General features: G+C 62.0%; 11 protein-coding genes. 6 read left to right on the top strand and 5 right to left on the bottom strand.

Features of this window, described 5'->3' with window-relative positions:
• Positions 1-371: 371 nt before the first annotated feature.
• From AB5Z14_RS07235 to AB5Z14_RS07215, 5 genes are all read left to right on the top strand, one after another.
• Positions 372-3731 (top strand): hypothetical protein, encoded by a 3360-nt coding sequence (locus AB5Z14_RS07235; protein ID WP_368130897.1) that lies wholly within the window; start codon positions 372-374, stop codon positions 3729-3731.
• 578 nt (positions 3732-4309) lie between these two features.
• Positions 4310-6649, top strand: coding sequence for a heavy metal translocating P-type ATPase (locus tag AB5Z14_RS07230; RefSeq protein ID WP_368130896.1), 2340 nt, complete (start codon positions 4310-4312; stop codon positions 6647-6649).
• 147 nt (positions 6650-6796) lie between these two features.
• Positions 6797-7018, top strand: a complete 222-nt coding sequence (locus AB5Z14_RS07225; protein WP_055251893.1) for a heavy-metal-associated domain-containing protein — start codon at positions 6797-6799, stop codon at positions 7016-7018.
• Positions 7019-7153: 135 nt separating this feature from the next.
• Positions 7154-7423 (top strand): metal-sensing transcriptional repressor, encoded by a 270-nt coding sequence (locus tag AB5Z14_RS07220; protein ID WP_229066831.1) that lies wholly within the window; start codon positions 7154-7156, stop codon positions 7421-7423.
• A 112-nt stretch (positions 7424-7535) separates the two neighbouring features.
• Positions 7536-8009 carry a hypothetical protein gene (locus tag AB5Z14_RS07215; protein ID WP_195234706.1) on the top strand — a complete coding sequence of 158 codons (474 nt, stop codon included), beginning with the start codon at positions 7536-7538 and terminating at the stop codon, positions 8007-8009.
• 106 nt (positions 8010-8115) lie between these two features.
• On the opposite strand, the gene AB5Z14_RS07210 is transcribed toward AB5Z14_RS07215, so the two are convergent.
• The 5 genes from AB5Z14_RS07210 to gltB form a co-directional block, all read right to left on the bottom strand.
• Positions 8116-9486: an amidohydrolase family protein gene (locus AB5Z14_RS07210; RefSeq protein ID WP_368130895.1), complete on the bottom strand. Its 1371-nt coding sequence runs from the start codon at positions 9484-9486 to the stop codon at positions 8116-8118.
• Positions 9487-9781: 295 nt separating this feature from the next.
• Positions 9782-10858 (bottom strand): hypothetical protein, encoded by a 1077-nt coding sequence (locus tag AB5Z14_RS07205; protein ID WP_368130894.1) that lies wholly within the window; start codon positions 10856-10858, stop codon positions 9782-9784.
• Positions 10859-11051: 193 nt separating this feature from the next.
• Positions 11052-11759: a hypothetical protein gene (locus AB5Z14_RS07200; protein ID WP_195234702.1), complete on the bottom strand. Its 708-nt coding sequence runs from the start codon at positions 11757-11759 to the stop codon at positions 11052-11054.
• Between the two features lie 415 nt (positions 11760-12174).
• The gene (locus AB5Z14_RS07195) at positions 12175-13656 is read right to left on the bottom strand and encodes a glutamate synthase subunit beta (protein WP_368130893.1); all 1482 of its coding nucleotides are present in this window, start codon (positions 13654-13656) and stop codon (positions 12175-12177) included.
• Between the two features lie 5 nt (positions 13657-13661).
• Entirely contained in the window at positions 13662-18359 is a 4698-nt protein-coding gene (gltB, locus tag AB5Z14_RS07190; protein ID WP_368130892.1) for a glutamate synthase large subunit, read from the bottom strand.
• A 362-nt stretch (positions 18360-18721) separates the two neighbouring features.
• Between gltB and AB5Z14_RS07185 the strand changes: the two genes are divergently transcribed.
• A complete protein-coding gene (locus tag AB5Z14_RS07185; RefSeq protein ID WP_368130891.1) occupies positions 18722-19978 on the top strand; it encodes an Nramp family divalent metal transporter in 1257 nt (418 codons plus the stop codon).
• Positions 19979-20155 lie beyond the last annotated feature (177 nt).

Here is a 20155-nt window from a genome sequence, read left to right as displayed (position 1 = left end):
CCTTGCCGTGAACATCTCGATCTGTAACATCTAAGACCCAAAAATCGGTCTAGTTGTTACAGATCGAGATCTTGAGTTGGCGTCCGACGGAATGTCTCGATCTGTAACAGTAACCCGCCAAAAACGGGTCTAGTTGTTACAGAACGAGATAAACCCCAACCCCGCGAGACAACATCTCGATCTGTAACAGTAAGGGGTCATATTTGCTGCTAGATGTTACAGATCGAGACGTTAGTTTGCCGAGAACTTCGCCTCATAAATGTGACTCAAGTGTGTCGATATTTCCTTGCCAATGTTGCGCAACAGGAACCCTTTCGGCGGTCGTAACGTACGAATTGTCATAGGTACCCCTTCAACGATTGGGAGAAGAAATGGCAAAGTACGCACCTAAACACTTGGAACCCTCAGGCGGCGCCGAGCCCCGTCATGCATTCGCGGGTCACAAGACCGCGCGACTCGCCGTCACCGCAGCCACCACCATCGCAATGACTGGTTCGTCGTTGCTCGCCCCGTTCTCGGCATTTGCCAACGATGCGAACGACACCACGGCACAGGACGCAATCATGTCCCCGCTCGCCGTCCACGCCGGCGAGGCGGCAGGCTCCGCAGTAAAGACGAACGCCCAGAAGATTGCCGACTTGCAGGCCGCAATCGACGCCGCAAAGGCTGCCGAGGCAGAAGCCAAGTCCGACTACGACACGGCAGTCGCCCCCTATACCAAAAAGCAGACGGCTCGCGACAACGCGCAAGCCGCCTACGACGCTTCCGTCTCCGACAATTCGCAGGCAGAGGCCGCCGTGCGCGCCGAATACGCCCGCCAGCTCGATGAAAGCGTCAAGGCGGCCGACAACGCCAGTGCCACGCTAAAGGATGCCCAGAGCAAGCTCGACACGGCCAAGGCCGATGCCGAGGACAAGACGAAGGCACTCGACTCCGCAAAGCAGGCGGCAGCAGATGCACAGGCCAAGCTCGAAGCGGCCCAGAAGGCAGCCGCCAACGCAACGCCGGAGGAAATCAAGGCGGCCGAGCAGTCTGCCGCAGATGCCCAGAAGGTTCTTGACCAAGCAAAGGCCGCAAAGACCGCTGCCGACTCCGCACTCGCCGACGCCCAGCAGGCCCAAAGCGCAGCGCAAAGCGCTTACGACGAGGCAGCGGGCGTGTTGGCTTCTGCCCAGCAGGCAAAGACCGCCGCGGATGGTAAGGCAGCTGACGCGCAGGCAGCGTATGACAGCGCGCAGGCCGATTTGGCAGCCGCAAAGGCAGGCGCCGCTGGGCCGGAGTATGATGCCGCCCAGGCAAAGGTCGATGCTGCCAAGGCCGATCTTGACGCCGCAAAGAGTGCCCAGGCAAACGCCGAGAAGGCTCTGGAAAACGCCCAGCAGGATCAGAGCCAGAAACAAAACGACCTTGCCGCTGCCCAATCGGGACTCGATGCTGCAAAGCAGAACGCCGAGCAAAAGAAATCCGAACTCGATGCCGCGAATGCCGAGGTAGTTGCTAAGGACAAGGCGCTTGAGGACGCAAAGGCGGCTCATAGCGCAGAGCTCGCCAAGCTCGACGAGGCGAATAAGGCTGTGGAGGAGGCAAAGGCAGCAAAGACGACTGCAGACAATGCGGCTGCACAAGCTCAAACCGAGCTGCAGTCAGCCCAAGCCGCGGTTCAGTCTGCTCAAGCAGCCGTCGACGCCGCCCAGCAGGCGGCAGACTCTGCCGAGTCCACACTCAAACAGGGTGCTATTGGGTTCTTTAAATCCGTTGGCGCCAATGAGGCCGTCTCGATTATCGAGAACTGCAAGTATAAGGATGCCACCCATGTTGGCGATGACGACGATGCGACTTCGCTCGACAATATGGTCTCGGCAGTCACCGTCATGAAGTCGATTAACAGCTACCGCGTTTCCGTTGGCCTGAGCCCGCTCAACGTCACGTACAACCTTGTCGCGGCGGCAATTGCCGATGCCAACTGGTCGAGCTCGAACATTGAGCACGCAAAGCAGTTCGACGTCTCAGAGAACCTCTCGTGGGGGTACAGCGACCCCTGTCAGGGATGGATTACGGAGGAAAAGGCATACTTCGACGAGGCAGCCGCCAAATTGGGCGGCTACAACCTCACAGGACAAGCTGCCTACAACTTCTACACTGCCCATAAAGCCGACATTATCAGTTATGTCGCCGATAAGTTTGGCGCAATGGTAGGCCATTACACCAACTGCATCGATCCTGACCTTGCAGTCATGGGCACGGGAACAAACACCTCCACCAAAAATAATATCTACGGCACCACCGCCTCGTTTACCGCCCAGACAGCCTCGCCATGGAAACCCGGCCACGATTGGACAAGCGCTGCTATGTCCGTCGACGAGTTCGAGCAGACGCTTAACGACTACGTCAACGGGCTCAAAAACTCTGGAAGCAAGCTCGACACTGCCAAAAAGAATCTTGCCAGCAAGCAAGCTGCACTCCAGCAGGCATCCCAAAACAAGCAGAAGGCCAACGAAACTGCAAGCGAAGCCGCATCCGCGGTCGAGCAAAAGCAGCAGACAGCACACAATCAAAGCGTCAACGTCGCTACCGCCGCAGCTGCCGTAACCACAGCCCAGTCGGAACGCGATGTCGCGCAAAACACTGCGGATGCGGCTAGTGCGCAGGCGGCAGCCGCGCAAGCCGCAGTCACTCAAAAGCAGGGTGACGTCGACGCCGCCCAGGCAGCATATGACCAGGCGCAGCAAACAGTCGCAGTACGGGCAACGGATCTCGAAAACGCAAAGAACGCCGTTGCAGACAAGCAGGCCGCCTACACCGCCGCCAACGAGGAGCTCGCAAAGTATTCGGCCGACGTTGCTGTGGCTCAGGAGAAAGCTGACAAGGCCCATCAAACGCTCGATGAGGCCACGGCGACCCAGGCGTCTGCCCAGAGCGCTCTTGAAAAGGCGGAGCGCGACGCGGCTGCCAAGAAGCAGGCCCTCGATATCGCCAAGGACGGCGTCGAAACCAAGGCGGCAAACGCGGAGCACGCTGCGAGCGATCTGGCCACGGCGAAAAACGACTTTGCTTCAAAGAAGGCCCGTGCCGACGCCCTGAGCAATGCAGCCGATAATCTTGCCACCGCCGAGGCGGCCAAGAAGGACGCCGACGCAGCGGTAACCGAGGCCGAAGCCGCCCTTGGTGCGGCAAATGACGCCATCGCGAACGCCGAGCAGGCGGTCGAGAATTCTCAGGTCGCATCGGATGCCGCTGCCGCCGCCCTCGGAAAGCTCAAGTCCATCAACGTCGAAAACGGCATTGCTACTGGCTCTGACGCAAACGCGAACGATACGCTCAATGCCCTCTTTGCCAAGTGCGTCGCCGCCAAGCAGGCGGAACATGATGCGAAGGCCGCACTCGACGCCGCCCAAGCAACTCTTGACGAGGCGACGCCCGCCTATACCGCGGCGCTCAATGTCTACAACGAGGCAAAGGCGAAGCGCGTGGCCGCCGAGCAAGCCCTGAAGGACGAGATTGCCCGCCAGGAGCAAGAGGCGGCGAAGGCCGAGCAAGCCAAGATTACGCCGGCTGCCGCTAAGCCGGTTGCCGGAAAGCCGTCTGCCGGCAACGCCAAGACGGCAGCCAACTCGGCGCTTCCCACCACAGGCGACAATGCTGCGCTCGCAGGCGAAACCTTCGTCATCGGAGGCGTCGTGCTTGTAGCCGCCGGCGTCTTCCTAACCGACAAGAAACGTAGTCAGGAGTAAGGATTTCGGGGGCGGCTTCTCCCCCTCTCCCGCTACTCCGTAAACCCCGCCCAACATGCGCCGGGGCGTCCATCACACGGGTGCCCCGGCGTTTTTCATTGCAGGGTCCAAGACACCTGCTCCGGTTTGTCTCGATCTGTAACAGTAAGGGGTCATCTTCGCTGCTAGGTGTTACAGATCAAGACGTTTGAGTTGACCCCGGACGGTTTCTCTCGATCTGTAACAGTAACTCGGCAAAACGGTCCCCAGATGTTACAGAACGAGACAAATCTCAACCCCACGAGACAACATCTCAATCTGTAACAGTAAGGGTCCAAAAACCTCTCTAGATGTTACAGATCGAGACATTCGAGTTGACCCCGGACGGTTTGTCTCGATCCGTAACAGCAACTCAGCAAAAACGGGTCTAGTTGTTACAGATTGAGATGTTGGCCGGACGGTCCGCCGCCCCGGCAGTCGGTCTCCTTCTGTAGCGAAATGTCATACATTTCAATCTCCACTAGACACCCCCAGGGGGTATGGGTGTATAGTATCATCAGGTTAACAATTCCAACAGCGAACAACAGAAAGGAGAAGCCATGGCTCAAGATAAGTTCGATGTGGGCGGCATGACGTGCGCCGCCTGCCAGGCGCACGTGGACCGTGCCGTGAGCAAGCTCGACGGCGTCCAAAGCGTCGCGGTCAACCTGCTCGCCGGCTCCATGCTGGTCGACTACGACCCCGCGCAGGTCTCCCCCGACGACATCTGTACCGCTGTCGACCGCGCGGGCTACTCGGCCTCGCCCGTCAGCGCGGGCACCGACGCTGTCCAAAGCGGAAGTGCGCAAGCCAGGTCCGGCGCCGCCCATATGGAGTCGCCGACCAAAAAGTTGGAGGCCGCCGCCTCTGCCATGCGCACCCGCCTCATCGTCTCGATCGTATTCCTCATCCCGCTGTTCTACATAGGCATGGGGCACATGCTCGGCTGGCCGCTGCCCGGCATCTTCACCGACCATACCCACAGCATGACGCTCGCGCTCACCGAGCTCGCCCTGCTCATCCCCATCGTCTACATCAACGACGCGTACTTTATCAACGGGTTTAAATCGCTCGCGCACGGCGCGCCTACCATGGACGCCCTTATTGCCGTGGGTGCCACCGCATCCATTGCCTGGTCGCTCTACGCCATGTTTATCATGGCCGATCAGCTGGCCGCGGGCCAGGTCCACGAGGCCATGATGACAGGCATGAACAACCTGTATTTTGAGAGCGCCGGCACCATCCTGTCGCTCGTCACCGTAGGCAAATACCTCGAGACGCGCAGCAAGTCCAAGACCGGCGGCGCCATCGAGGCGCTCATCGACCTAGCACCCAAGAACGCGACCGTCGTGGCAGAGGACGGCACCGAGACCACTGTGGACGTCGACGCCATCCTACCCGGTCAGGTGCTGCGCGTGCGCCCCGGCGAGTCCATCCCCGTTGACGGCGTGGTGCTCGAGGGCAGCTCGGCCGTGGACGAAAGTGCGCTGACCGGCGAATCCATTCCCGTGGAGAAGACCGCCGGCGACACTGTCAACGCGGCCACGGTCAACCGCACGGGCTCGTTTACCTTCCGCGCCACGCGCGTGGGCGCCGACACGTCGCTCGCCAAGATTATCCAGCTCGTCGAGGATGCCAACGCCACCAAGGCGCCCATCGCCCGCCTGGCCGACAAGGTCGCCGGCGTGTTTGTGCCCGTGGTATTCGTGATCTCGGCCGTGACCTTTGTGGTGTGGATGGCACTGACCAGCGACGTGAATGAGGCGCTCACCTCCGCCGTCGCTGTGCTGGTGATCAGCTGCCCGTGCGCGCTGGGCCTGGCCACGCCCGTCGCCATTATGGTCGGCACCGGCAAGGGCGCCGAGATGGGCATTCTGTTTAAGAGCGCCGAGGCGCTGGAGAACCTGCGCAGCGTGGGCACCGTGGTGCTCGACAAGACGGGCACCGTCACCCGCGGTAAGCCTGCCGTGACCGATATCGTGGTAGCCACGCGCGCCGACGGCTCGCCCGCCATGAGCGAAAAGGCGCTGCTCAAGCTGGCCGCCGCGTTGGAGCGCTCGAGCGAGCACCCGCTGGCCGAGGCGATTATGGCCGAGTGCGAGACACGCGGGATCGTCGCACGCATGGTCGAGGACTTTGCCGCCGTGCCCGGTCGCGGCGTTACGGCGCGCGAGGGGCAAAACGCCATTGCAGCCGGCAACGTACGCCTGATGAACGAGTTGGGCGTTACCGTGCCCGCGGGTCTTGCCGAGCAATTTGCCGCCGAGGGCAAGACGCCGCTGTTCTTTGCCAAGAACGGCGAGCTTGCCGGCACCGTTGCCGTGGCTGACGAGGTCAAGGAGACGAGCGCCGGGGCCATCGCCGCACTGCGCTCGCTTGGCGTCGACGTGCGCATGCTCACCGGCGACAACCGCGTCACCGCCGAAGCGATCGCCCGCCGCGTGGGGCTGAGCAGCGAACAGGTCATCGCCGACGTTCTCCCCGCCGACAAGGAACGCCACGTGCGCGAACTGCAGGATGCGGGCGGCAAGGTCGCCATGGTGGGCGACGGCATCAATGACTCCCCCGCCCTGGCGCGCGCCGACGTGGGCCTTGCCATCGGCACCGGCGCCGACATCGCCAAAGAAGGGGCAGATGTGGTGCTCATGCGCAGCGACCTCATGGACGTCGCCCGCGCCATCGAGCTTTCGCGCGCCACGATCCGCAACATCAAGCAGGACCTGTTCTGGGCGCTGTTCTACAACGGCATCGGCATTCCGCTGGCGGCGGGCGTGTTCTTCCCGCTCACCGGGTGGCAGCTCTCGCCGATGTTTGGCGCCGCGGCCATGAGCCTGTCGAGCGTATGTGTCGTAAGCAACGCTCTGCGCCTAAAATCCTTTAAGCCCAAAGTGGCAAAATAGGATCACCATTAAGTCCATTTAGAACGGGTTTTCCAGGTGCCCGAGATTGACCTGAAAGAGGAGCGACGCGTACTTTGGTACGCGAGCGACGGCTTGAAGGTCAAGGTCGGGTGCCTGGGAAAGCCGACACAACAGAGAGGAATACCCATGCGTTTCACAATCAAGACTTCCGGCCTCATGTGCGGCCACTGCGACGCCACCGTCGAGACGGCGCTGCTCAACGTAGCCGGCGTGACCGACGCCGACGCCGATCACGAGACCCAGACCGTCCAGGTAGAGTGCGCCGACACCGTGACCGCCGAGCAGCTCGCCGCCGCCGTCGAGGGCGCCGGCGAGAAATTCCATGCCCTGTCCGTAACCGCCGCGTAGCAGGCGCCACCTGCCCCCTCAGAAGTTGCGGTGAAATACGGACTGTTGAGCCGCCCTAGGCCCTTAAACAGTCCGTATTTCACCGCAACTGACGGGGACATCCGGAAGATCGACCAGAAACGAGGACCCGCCATGATGGCAGACCACAAATCGGTGACCCGCATGCTCAAAACGGCACGCGGCCAGATCGACGGCATCTTGCGGATGGTCGATGAGGACCGCTATTGCGTCGACATCTCCACGCAGCTCATGGCAACACAGGCGCTCCTCGCGCGCATTAACGCCGACGTGCTCAAGGCGCATATCGAGGGCTGCGTGACTTCGGCAATCGAATCGGGCGACGAAGACCTCAAAGCCGCCAAACTCGCCGAAATCGAACGCGTCGTCGACAAACTCTCCAAGTAATTGGGGCATTGGGGACAGGTACGTTTGCACCACATTGGTGCAGATTAACCTGTCCCCCTTGCTCTAAATCGGGTATAAAGGCGTGCGGCATATCGAATGAAAGGCAATTTGCATGAATGACTTTATGAAGGGCCGCAATGGCGCTGACGAACTCACCATCGTGATGGGCTTCGCAGGCATTATCATCGCCATGATCGGATCGATAGCCCGCATCCAGTGGCTCAGCTGGATTGCCATCGCCGTAATCGTGATTGGCGTGCTGCGCGGCCTGTCCAAAAATATCGACGCACGTCACAAGGAGAACGAGGCCTTTGTCGCCGCGACCGCCAATGTTCCCGGCTTGGGCAAGTTTGTCGCCAGCTTGGGCGCCGGCGCCGCAGCGGCCAGCACCTCACGCGCAGCCGGAACGAGCAAGGAAGACTTTGAGCGCGCCAAGCGCACAGCCAAGAAGATGTGGAAGGGTCGCAAGACCACGGCATACCTCAAGTGCCCCAACTGCGGCCAGATGCTCTCCGTCCCCAAGGGCAAGGGCAAGATTCGCGTCACCTGCCCCAAGTGCCACGCCAAGATGGAGACGCGCTCATAGCCGCTACACCATAGGACAAATAAAAGCCGAGGCCTCGCACCGGGACCTCGGCTTTTTCTGATTATGACAAAAGGATTGTCCTTTTTCGCATCGCCATATCGCGCGCTTACGCCACGCCGTCGCGGGCAAGCTCCTCGGCCAGCGCCTCAGCCGGCATGGCCATAATCGCGTCGAGCTCGGCGTCCACCTCGGGAATACGCTTCACCTTGAGCTTGCGTACCAGATCACCGCGACACATCACATGTATCGGCTCACGCAGAGCGCACAGGTCATCGAGCGGGTTCTCGCGCGTCACCAGGATATCGGCGGCCTTGCCGCACTCGATTGTGCCGGTCTCGCCGCCCAGCCCCAGCAGCTCGGCATTGACCTGCGTGGCCGTATGCAGCGCGAAGGCGTTGCCCACGCCGACATACTTGGCAAAATAGGCCACCTCACGCCACATGTCGTACTGCGTCACGAACGGGCAGCTCGAGTCCGTGCCAAGGCCCACCTTAACGCCAGCTTCCAGTGCGGCACGGGCGCTCTCGATGATGCCCGAGCACACGATGTCACCGTTCTTCTTTTGTGTATCGGTCGAATGGGTCTTTTCCGGGTCGAGCAATACAAACGGCAGCGCCGGGCTGATCGTGCAGGTAACGCTGGGCGCACGCCCCTCGAGCTGCGTGCCCGCGGCGCCACGGTACAGTTCCATGATCTCGGGCGTCAACGGAGCGCCGTGCTCGATCGTATCGACGCCGGCCTGAAGCGCAGCCTTCACGCCTTCGGTGCTCTCGACATGGGCCATAACCGGCAGGCCCACCTCGTGCGCCGCCTTGCACGCCGCCGCGGCAACCTCGACCGGCATACGCAGCACACCCGGCTCGCCCACCTCGGTAGCGTCGAACACGCCGCCCGTCACGAACAGCTTAATGACGTCGGCACCACGCGCATACAGGTCGCGCACCTGTTCGGCTGCCTCGGCGGGACTGTTGGCCACTTGGGCGAACAAGCCCGCACCATGGCCGCCCGGCACCGTTACGCCCGTTCCCGGCGCCACCAGGCGAGGACCTTGATACTTGCCGGCATCGATAGCATCGCGCACGGCCAGATCGGCAAACAGCGGGTCGCCCGCGCCGCGCACCGTGGTCACGCCACTTGCCAGCTGTTGTTGGGCGCTGCCCTTAAGAATATGGCGCACGATGGCGCGCCCCACGGGATTATCGAGCTTCTTCATCAGCGCGCCCGCATCGCCGGCCGAGACAGGCTTGCCCGAGCCGCACAGGTGCACGTGCATATTGATGAGACCGGGCATGAGATACGCACCGCCCAGGTCGATAACCTCGGCACCCGCGGGCGCCTGCGCCACAGCACTCGGCCCCATCCAGGTGATGACGCCGCGCTCAACAGTCACGGCCATATCGGGTTGCGGCTCCATATGCTCCGAGCCGTCCAGAATGGTCGCATTGATAAACAACGTGGAACGATCGGCAGACGCCATATCGAGCTCCTCCCCCTCAGAAAACTTGAACATCTGTTCATTATTATCCAGTGTAGCCCGATTGCCACAGACATATCGGTTAACGGAGGGAAGAGGGGATGTGGGGGACGGAATACGCTGCAGTCCCACCCCAGCGACACCAGGGAAGTGTCTCGATCTGTAACAGATACAGGGTTGTTGGGCCCCTTGCTGTTACAGATCAAGACATTCGGTCGACGCTTCACCGGTTTGTCTCGATCTGTAACAGTTACGAGCTCAAATAACCTCTAAACGTTACAGATTGAGACAAAACCTCTCAGCGCCCATACCACTGACGTCTCCACTCCTCAGCCAAATCGGGCCGTCGCGGAATACCCGCCAACCTCATCTTCTCAACCAGCTTCCCCGGATTCTTGAGCTCATCAAACGTAAACCGAAGCACCTTGTGCCCGAGCATTGTCAGATGGGACTCCCGCTGACGCTCTGCCACGAATGGGTCGACCGGCTCCCGACCCTCGCCGTTCTGCAAGGTGTACTTCCCCTTTCCGTCGAGCTCGCCGATGACACACGTCCCGTCCTCGAGCTGCCAAAAATAGTCGACGCGAAATACCTGGCTCGGATCGAGCGGGTCGCGAAACTCCACCTGCAGCTCCGGAACCGGAAAGCCGTACGCAATAAAGAACGCTCTGAACCGAGACTCGCCGCCGTTTTCGGACATCCCGTCCGCATACGACGCAATCACCTGTGCCCTGCGATACCCTCGCCTGCCCTCGCAATCGGCGCGGAGGCGCTCGCACAAATCCCCACGTGACACGCTCTTCGCCCGCAGCGCAGAATCGGCAATCGCCAACCCGTAAGAGAACGGCGCACGCAGCAAGCAATCCTCCACCGTGCGCCAAAACGGCGTCACCCGCACGCCGTCGACGCGCTCAAGCGCTCCCGCCATCTGAGGACGCAACAGCCTACACCCGTTGCTCAACGTCACCGAACAGCCCGTCTTAACAAGAAAACGCGGCCCGAGCAGATCATTCGGCACCTCCAGACCCCATATCAGCGCGGCGTCATATCCCCAAAACGCCCAATCGGGATGAAATTTCGCAAGCCCTTTGATAGTCCTCAGCGCTCGCTCCGCCGGCGTCAATGCATCCCAATCATGCTGAAAACAGAACAGGTACGGCTCGGGCTCCGCGATATCGTCGGTTCCAACATGGCGTCGCAGCCACATGAGCTCGGTATTGTCATGCGTTGCGAGCAGCGCACCTTGCTTGGCCGTCTCCGCGAGCCGCGCGAGCATCCTATTCCGCGCCAACGTGTTGCGAGTCGCATGTTTGTGTTTGAGAACGGTATTAGGCACTTTCATCACCACCACGTCAGACAAATGGACCATCGTCACCGTTGCCTCCGCTGACAAATGTCTTGATCTGTAACAGGAAGACAGTCTTTGAGCCTCTAGTTGTTACAGAACAAGATCTTTCGGCAGCCGCCAACCTTCCGTCTCAATCTGTAACAGTTACGGGCCCAAACAGCCGCCAAACGTTACAGATTGAGACAAAGTCAGGGCAGCAGGGCGACACCAGCCACATCCCCTACTCCCACTCCTGCTCGTAGATGTTGAGCGACTTTACGTAGCGCCCCTGGGCGCCCATGATGTCGCGGACCAGACGCAAGAAGAAACTGATGCACGAGGTGTCAAAGCCATCCTGCAGGTCCTCCGGATGCACCGCACCAGGCCCATCGACCGCCGTGTCACTCAGGCGTGCGATGTCATACAGATAGAGTTGTCCCGCCGTCAGCCAGACATCGTCGACGCAGGCGAGGCGCACCGCAATCGCTCCGTCGCTCCAATGCTCCTTTTGCACGATATGCGGGTCGTAGACATCAAAGCGACGGTCGGCGCGCGTGTCCTTCAGCGCGACCATACCAGTCGCAGGATCCTTGTCCAAAATGCCAAAGCGCGAGAAATACTGCGTGTCGCGTACCTGCTCGAGCCGCTTGAGCGCGGCAGGCGAAAGCGATGTCGGCGGCTCTTCAACATACAGCTCGAGCAGCGTCTTGCCATGGCGATAGGGGCGCTCGAAGAGCAGCCAATCGGTAAATGCCATGTTGTAGGCCATGATTTCGTTTTGCGAAGGCTCGGTGCAATAGCTGAGCCACGGGTCGACAATGATCTCGAACTGTTCGCGCGCCGGCTCCAAAAACTGGAACTTCCGCAGCATCCAAAAATGGGCCATGTCGGCAATATCGTTGCCGACGGCTTCGGCTAGCTGCGCTCGGTCTAAAACGTGGTCAGTCACGGCATCCTCCTCAAACTGATGAACCTCAATTTGAGCTTACGAGGAGGGTGGGCAGCCACTGTCAGCACGGACAAAATAGGCCTCCGGCTGCAAACCAACTGCCGACCAAACACTTGACGGGATGCTTGACCGAAAATGCGCACCGCAAAGAAACGGCAGGTAGATATAGACAGCTGACCCGCCATTTTGAGCCAGATGCCCGCTGCCACCACAGAAACAGCAGAGCACCACAGTCGCAAACGTCGACGAATGAATACTTGTACGTCGACAAATGACAAAGTCGCCCGCAAACCCGCAAGGAGTGTCCCCGAATGCCGGCACATAAGGAACGCCCCCAGCTGCCGGCACTTGGGGACGTTCCTTTTGGGCCGGCCGTTGGGGACAGCCCTTGACGATTCAGCTGTGGACAGCCGCCTTACAGCTCCAGCGCCTCGGCGACTTCGGCAGCGCAGGCCAGGGCGTCGGCCATGGCGCTCACTACGAGCGAGCTGCCGTTGCGGGCGTCGCCGGCCACATACACCGGCGCGGCATCTGCGGCGACGCCGTCGACACGCGCCGCAAGATGCGAGCCCTCGGCGACCATCACAGGCAGCGGGCGGCCCGCCGTGGCAACAGGTACGCCGACAGCTTCGAACACGCTGCGCTCCGGACCCGTAAAGCCACAGGCGATGAGCACCAGCTGGGCCGGCACCTCGTGCTCGGAGCCCGCGATGCGTTCGGGCTTGCCGGCCGACCAATCCAGATCGACCACGCGCAGGCCCGCTGCCGCGCCCTTCTTGTCCAGCAGCACCTCGAGCGTATCCACGCCCCAGGCACGCATCTCGCCGCCCATGGCAGCGATAGCCTCCTGCTGACCGTAGTCGGTCTTCTTAACGTTGGGCCACTGCGGCCAAGGGTTGCTCGCCGCACGCTTATCGGGCGCGGCCGGCAAGAACTCAAACTGGCGCACACTGCGCGCACCCTGGCGCACCGCGGTGCCCACGCAGTCGTTGCCGGTATCGCCGCCGCCAATGACCACAACGTCCAGGCCACGCGCGTTCACCGCGGGCTCACCACCATCGAGCACCGAGACGGTCGAAGCCGTCAGGTAGTCCACGGCATACACCACGCCCGGGGCATCCACATTCGTAGCCGAAAGACCGCGGGGTGCACGAGCGCCGGCAGCCACCACAACGGCGTCAAAGCCATTGAGCTTGGCCGCTACCGCAGGGTTCGTAACGTCAGCGCCCAGCTCAAAGACAATACCCAGCTCGCGCATGAGCGCCACGCGGCGCTCGACCACAGACTTCTCGAGCTTCATGTTGGGAATGCCGTACATGAGCAGGCCGCCCGGACGGTCGTCACGCTCAAACACCGTCACGCGGGCGCCGCGACGCGCGAGCTCCCATGCTGCCACCAGACCAGCAGGACCGGAGCCCACCACGGCGACCGTGGGTGCGCCCTCCCCCGCCGGCTCAAAGCGACGCGGACCGCCATTTGCCCACTCATGGTCGCTGATCGCACGCTCGTTGTCATGAATCGTCGTGGGCTGGCCGTCGACCGAACCCAGGTTGCACGCGGCCTCGCACAGCGCCGGGCACACGCGGCTCGTAAACTCGGGCATGGGCGAGGTGAGCGACAGGCGCTCGGCAGCCTCGTCCCAGCGGCCGCGGTACACCAGCTCATTCCACTCGGGAATCAGGTTGTGCAGCGGGCAGCCACTCGGACGCGCCTTGCCAAAGCTCGCGCCCATCTGACAAAACGCCACGCCGCACATCATGCAGCGGCTCGCTTGGGCACGGCGCGCATCGTCATCGAGCTCCACGTACAGCGGATCAAAATCATGGCTGCGCTCCTCCACGGGGCGAAGCTCGTGGGTCACGCGATCGATATCAAGAAAAGCACCGGGCTTACCCATGGCACTTACGCCTCCTTCTTGGTCGAAGCAACAGAGCTGGCGGTGGTGGACGCAGCGCCCGCAGCGCCGCCCGCGGCATCGAAGCGAGCGACATCCGCGGCACTCGCGCGACCGGTCACAATGTCAAACGCCAGCTCCTCTGCCTGCGCATGCGTCTTGCCGACGGCCTCGGCGGCGGCGACAATCGCCAGCACGCGCTCGTACTCGGTCGGAATGACCTTCACAAAGTGCTTGCTCATCGTCTCAAAGCTGTAGAGCAGCTTAATGCCGCGCGGGCTCTGCGTCGCGTCCACGTGCTCCTGGATGAGCGCACGAATCTGCGCCAGCTCGCCGGCCGTCGGGGCCTTGAGCTCAACGCTCTCGTGGTTCACACGGGCATCGAGCGTGCCGTACTGGTCAAAGACGTAAGCCACGCCGCCCGTCATGCCGGCGGCGAAGTTCTGCCCGACCTCGCCCAGGATGAGCGCCAGACCGCCCGTCATGTACTCGCAGCCATGGTTGCCGCAGCCCTCGACCACCACCGTGGCACCGGAGTTGCGCACGCCAAAGCGCTGGCCTGCCAAGCCGTTAATAAAGCCGCGACCGCTCGTGGCGCCAAAGAAGGCCACGTTGCCCACGATGATGTTCTCGTCGAACTTGTAGGTCGCATGCGGGTTGGGGCGCACCGACACCTCGCCGCCCGAAAGGCCCTTGCCAAAGTAGTCGTTGGCGTCGCCGCACACGTTGAGCGTAATGCCGCGCGGCAGGAAGGCGCCAAAGCTCTGACCGGCCGAACCATCGCAATCGATGGTGATGGAGCCGGCGGGCAGGCCCTCGGGATGTGCCTTGGTCACCGCGTTGCCCAAGATGGTGCCCACGCAGCGGTTGACGTTGGCGATATCGGCGCGAAAGCGAATCGGACGCAGGTGCGCACGGGCATCGGCCGTATAGGGCACAAACAACGTGGAGTCGAGCGTCTTATCGAGCTCGCTGTCCGCAGCCATCTGGGGCAGGAAGTGACGGCCGTCGGCGCCCGGGATGTGGGCACCAAACTCACAGGTCACGCTTGCCAGCACGGGCGACAGATCGAGCAGGTTGGCCTTGCGGTTGCCCGGGACCTCGATCTGGCGCAGGCACTCGGGGTGGCCGACCATCTCGTCGACGGTGCGGAAGCCCAGGCTCGCCATGACCTCGCGCAGCTGCTCGGCAACAAAGAGCATAAAGTGCTCGACGTGCTCCGGCTTGCCGCGGAAGCCGCGACGCAGGCGACAGTTTTGCGTGGCGATGCCGGCCGGGCAGGTATCCTGCTGGCAGTCGCGCTGCATGAGGCAGCCCATGGAGATGAGCGGCATGGTCGCAAAGCCAAACTCCTCGGCGCCCAACAGGCAGGCGACAGCAACATCGGTGCCGTCCATGAGCTTGCCGTCGGCCTCGAGCACTACGCGCGAGCGCAGGCCGTTTTGCAGCAGCGTCTGCTGGGCCTCGGCAAGACCGAGCTCCAGCGGCAGACCCGCGTGCCAGATCGAATCGCGAGCAGCGGCACCCGAGCCGCCGTTGTGGCCGCTGATCAAAATCTTGTCGGCAGCGCCCTTGGCCACGCCGGTGGCGATGGTGCCGACGCCGGCCTCGCTGACCAGCTTGACCGACACGCGCGCGCCGGGGTTGGCGTTCTTAAGGTCAAAGATCAGCTCTGCCAGGTCCTCGATGGAGTAGATGTCGTGGTGCGGCGGAGGCGAGATCAGGCCGATGCCGGGCGTGGACTGACGGACCTCGGCAATCCAGGGGTAGACCTTCTTGCCGGGCAGGTGACCGCCCTCGCCGGGCTTGGCGCCCTGGGCCATCTTGATCTGAATCTCGAAGGCGCTGCACAGGTAGCGGCTCGTCACGCCAAAGCGCGCGCTTGCCACCTGCTTGATGGCGGAATTCTTGGAGTCACCGTTGGCCAGCGGGGTCTCGCGACGCGGATCCTCGCCGCCCTCGCCCGAGTTGGAACGACCGTGCAGGCGGTTCATGGCGATGGCCATGCACTCGTGTGCCTCTTTGCTGATGGAACCGTACGACATGGCGCCGGTGTTAAAGCGACGGACGATGTTGAGCGCGGGCTCCACCTCGTCGAGCGAAACCGGCGTGCGACCGTTGGCATTAAAGTCCAGCAGGTCACGCAGGCGCACGGCACGGCCGGTGCGGTGCAGGCGGGCGCTGTACTCCTTAAAGGTGTCGTAGCTGTCCTCGCGGCAGGCGGTCTGCAGCAGGTAGACGGTCTGCGGGTCGATAAGGTGATCCTCGCCGCCGAGCGGGCGCCACTTGGTCAGACCCAGCGTGGGCAGCTGATCGGGAGCCGGGCTCTTGAGGATAGCGAGCGCGGCGTCGTAGCGCTCGTTCTGCTCGCGCTCGACGTCCTCGACACCCATACCGCCCACACGGCTCACCGTGCCGGCAAAGTACGCGTTGACGAACTCGGGCGTAAAGCCCACGGCCTCGAAGATCTGCGCCGAATGGTAGCTCTGCACCGTGGAGATGCCCATCTTGGACATGATGGAGACGATACCCGCCGTCGCGGCCTTATTGTAGTTGTCGATGCCCTGCTCGGCCGTCACGTCCAGGTCGCTGCGCGCCGCCAGATCGCGAATGCACGCATGCGCGTTGTACGGATAGATGCCGCTCGCGGAGTAGCCCACCAGCGCCGCAAAGTCGTGCGGAGACACGGCATCGCCGCACTCCACCACGATGTCGGCAAAGGTACGCACGCCGGCGCGGATCAGGTGGTTGTGCACGCAGCCCACAGCGAGCAGCGACGGCACGGGCACCTCGCCCGCAGCGGCACGATCGCTCAGCACCACGATGTTCACACCGTCGCGGACCGCAGCCTCAACGTCCTCGGCAAGCTGCTTAAGCGCAGCCTGCAGCGCGCCCTCGCCGGCGTCGCGGCGGTAGACGGCACGGAAGCGACGGGTCTTAAAGCCCACGCGGTCGATGGCGCAGATGCGGTCGAACTCCTCCTCGTTGAGCAACGGGCGCTCCAGGCGCACCAGCTGGCAGGCCGTGCGGGAGTCCTCGAGCAGGTTACCGTGGTTGCCCAGGTAGAGCGTGGTCGAGGTTACCATATGCTCGCGCAGGGCATCGATCGGCGGATTCGTGACCTGGGCGAACAGCTGATAGAAGTAATCGAAGAACGAACGCGTCTTCTTGGACAGGCAGGCCAGCGGCGCATCGATACCCATCGAAGCGAGCGGTGCCTTGCCCTGCTGGGCCATGGGGCGCACGACCTCGTCAACATCATCCCAGTGATAGCCGAGCTTGGCCATACGCACGGCGGTAGGCACCTCGTCGTCCTCGGCGGGTGTTGCCGCAACGGGCTCATCGAGCGCGTCGACGGTCAGCGTCTCCTCGGCAATCCAATCACGGTAGGGCTTTTCCTTGGCGTAACGGGCACGCAGCTCGTCGTTGTAGATGACGCGACCGCGGGCAAAGTCGACCTCGAGCATCTGGCCCGGCCCCAGACAGCCGCTCGTCAGGATGTTCTCGGGGCTCACCTCGATGGTGCCCACCTCGCTTGCCAGCATAAAACGACCGTCGCGCGTCACATAGTAGCGGGCGGGACGCAGGCCGTTGCGGTCGAGGGCAGCACCCAGGGTACGGCCGTCGGTAAAGGCGATGGCGGCCGGGCCGTCCCAGGGCTCCATGAGCATGGACTGGTAGGCGTCGTAGGCGCGGCGCTCCTCGCTCAGGCTGTCGTTGTGGTCCCACGGCTCGGGCAGCAGCATGGACGCGGCACGCGTGAGCGGACGGCCGTTCATGACCAAAAACTCAAGCACATTGTCCAGAATCGCGGAGTCGGAGCCCTCGCGGTTGATGATGGGCATCACGCGCTCAAGATCGTGCTGCAGCACGGGGCTGTACAGGTTGGGTTCGCGGGCGCGAATCCAGTTGACGTTACCCTTGAGGGTGTTGATCTCGCCGTTGTGGATGATAAAGCGGTTGGGATGTGCGCGCTCCCAGCTGGGCGTGGTGTTGGTGGAGTAGCGCGAGTGGACGAGCGCCACGGCCGTTTTGACGGCGGCGTCGTTGAGGTCGATGAAGAAACGGCGCATCTGCGTGGCCACAAGCATGCCCTTGTACACGATGGTGCGCGAGCTCATGGAGCACACATAGAAGATCTTGTCGCGCAGGGCGAACTCAGCGTCGGCCTTCTTTTCGATGGTGCGGCGGCACACGTACAGGCGACGCTCAAAGGCATCGCCGGCGGGCGTGTCGTCCGGACGGCCCAGGAAAGCCTGCAGGATAGTAGGCATGCAGGCGCGGGCCGTCTCGCCCAGGTCGTGCGGGTCGACCGGCACCTCGCGCCAGAAGAGCAGCGGCACGCCGGCTTCGGCGCAGCCCTCCTCAAACACGCGGCGGGCATCCTCTACACCCTTGTCGTCCTGCGGGAAGAACAGCATGGCCACGCCATAGTCGCCCTCTGCCGGCAGAATCTGACCGCACTTTTGAGCCTCTTTACGGAAAAAGTGATGCGGAACCTGGAACAGGATGCCAGCGCCGTCGCCGGTGTTCTTCTCGAGTCCCGTACCACCGCGGTGCTCCAAGTTAACCAGAATGGACAGTGCATCGTCCAGAATCTGGTGATGGCGCTCACCGTTGATATCTGCAAGCGCGCCGATGCCACATGCATCGTGGTCGAATTCGGGGCGATAAAGGCCCTGCTGCTGAGCGGAATCTGCCTGCATCGCGATCCTCCCCTAGGTGTTAGACAGTCAGTTGACTAGGCATACTAGAAGCATCACCGGTCCGTTGTGTTTCCCGCCCGTTTCGAAACAATCGCGTAACGCACGCCCTACGAGTGGACACCGCCGACCTCAAGGGCGACAACATAGGCCCCAAGTTCGGCCTGCAAACTCACCTCTTCAAACATCTCAATCTGTAACAGTAAGACCCAATTTCCATCCCTAGTTGTTACAGATCAAGAGATTTCGGCAATCCCCTTTCACCAGCCTATCCAAATACAACAATTTTGTTAGTCTTGGTTAACTTTTTAGCCTAAAACAGGTATCCTTTGCGGCGTCAAACAAACGACACGCAGGAGCGCACCATGCTCAACCATCTCAAACAACACTTTGGCTCCCGACGCACCGGTGGTCACGGAGGCCTAGACATTGCGCGGCATATCGGCCCCGGGCTGCTCGTGACCGTCGGCTTTATCGACCCGGGCAACTGGGCCTCCAATATGGCCGCGGGCTCGCAGTTTGGCTACGCGCTGCTGTGGATCGTCACGCTGTCCACGATTATGCTCATTGTGCTGCAGCACAACGCGGCACACCTGGGTATCGCCACGGGCGCCTGTCTTGCCGAGGCCACCACACGTTACCTCCCCCGCTTCGTTGGGCGCACGGTGCTCGCCAGTGCCTACCTCGCAACCATCGCCACCACTATGGCAGAGGTCCTGGGCGGCGCGATCGCGCTCCAGATGCTCTTTGGACTACCCGTGCGCGCCGGCTGCGTCATCGTGGCCGCGGCATCGATGGCGATGCTCATGACGAGCTCCTACAAGCGCGCCGAGCGATGGATCATCGCCTTCGTAGGCGTGGTAGGACTCTCGTTTTTGGCCGAGCTTGCGCTAGTCAAGGTCGACTGGCCGCAAGCCGCCGCAAGCTGGATCACACCCAGTATGCCCACTGGCTCTGCCGCGATTATCGTAAGTGTCCTAGGCGCGGTCGTTATGCCCCACAACCTCTTCCTGCACTCCGAGGTCATCCAATCCATGCACTTCGAAGGCCAAGGCGAGCAGGTTATCGAAGAACGTCTGCGCTACGAGCTCTTTGACACGCTCTTTTCGATGGGTGTTGGCTGGGCAATCAACTCGGCCATGGTCATCCTGGCCGCGACGACCTTCTTTGCGCACGGCATTGTCGTAGACGACCTCGCCGTCGCAGCGGCCACGCTCTCCCCCATTCTGGGCCCGGCGAGCTCGACCATCTTTGCGGTGGCGCTGCTGTTTGCGGGTCTCTCGAGTAGCGTGACAGCGGGCATGGCGGCGGGCACCATCACCGCGGGCATGTTCGACGAGGAATACGACATCCACGACCGACATTCCTCGATCGGGGTGGCAGCCTGTTTCGTCGGTGCAGTGGCGGCGTGTCTGGTCGTCCCGAATCCTTTTGAAGGTCTCATCTGGAGTCAGTCACTGCTGTCGCTTCAGCTGCCGATTACGGTCTTTGTGCTCATACGACTCACCAGCTCACGCCGCGTCATGGGCAAATACGCCAACTCGCGCCCGCTCAACGCGCTGCTCGTAGGGATCGGCGTCATCGTGACGATTCTCGACATCGTGCTGCTAACGGGGATGTAATTGGGATGGCGTGACTGTCCAGATATAACGTCTTAATCTGTAACACGTGAGACCGTTTTAAACCGTCAGATAAATCAGAACCACCCTTAAAAAGGGTGGCTTGCTCTTAGGGTATAACCCACGGGCCCCGGGCTCGCGTCTAAAGGCGCGGGCCCGGACTTCGTCCAGGCCTAGTGC

The sequence above is a fragment of the Collinsella aerofaciens genome, assembly GCF_040910265.1.
Classification (GTDB): domain Bacteria; phylum Actinomycetota; class Coriobacteriia; order Coriobacteriales; family Coriobacteriaceae; genus Collinsella; species Collinsella aerofaciens_BK.
This window is presented reverse-complemented; position numbering and strand designations above follow the sequence as displayed.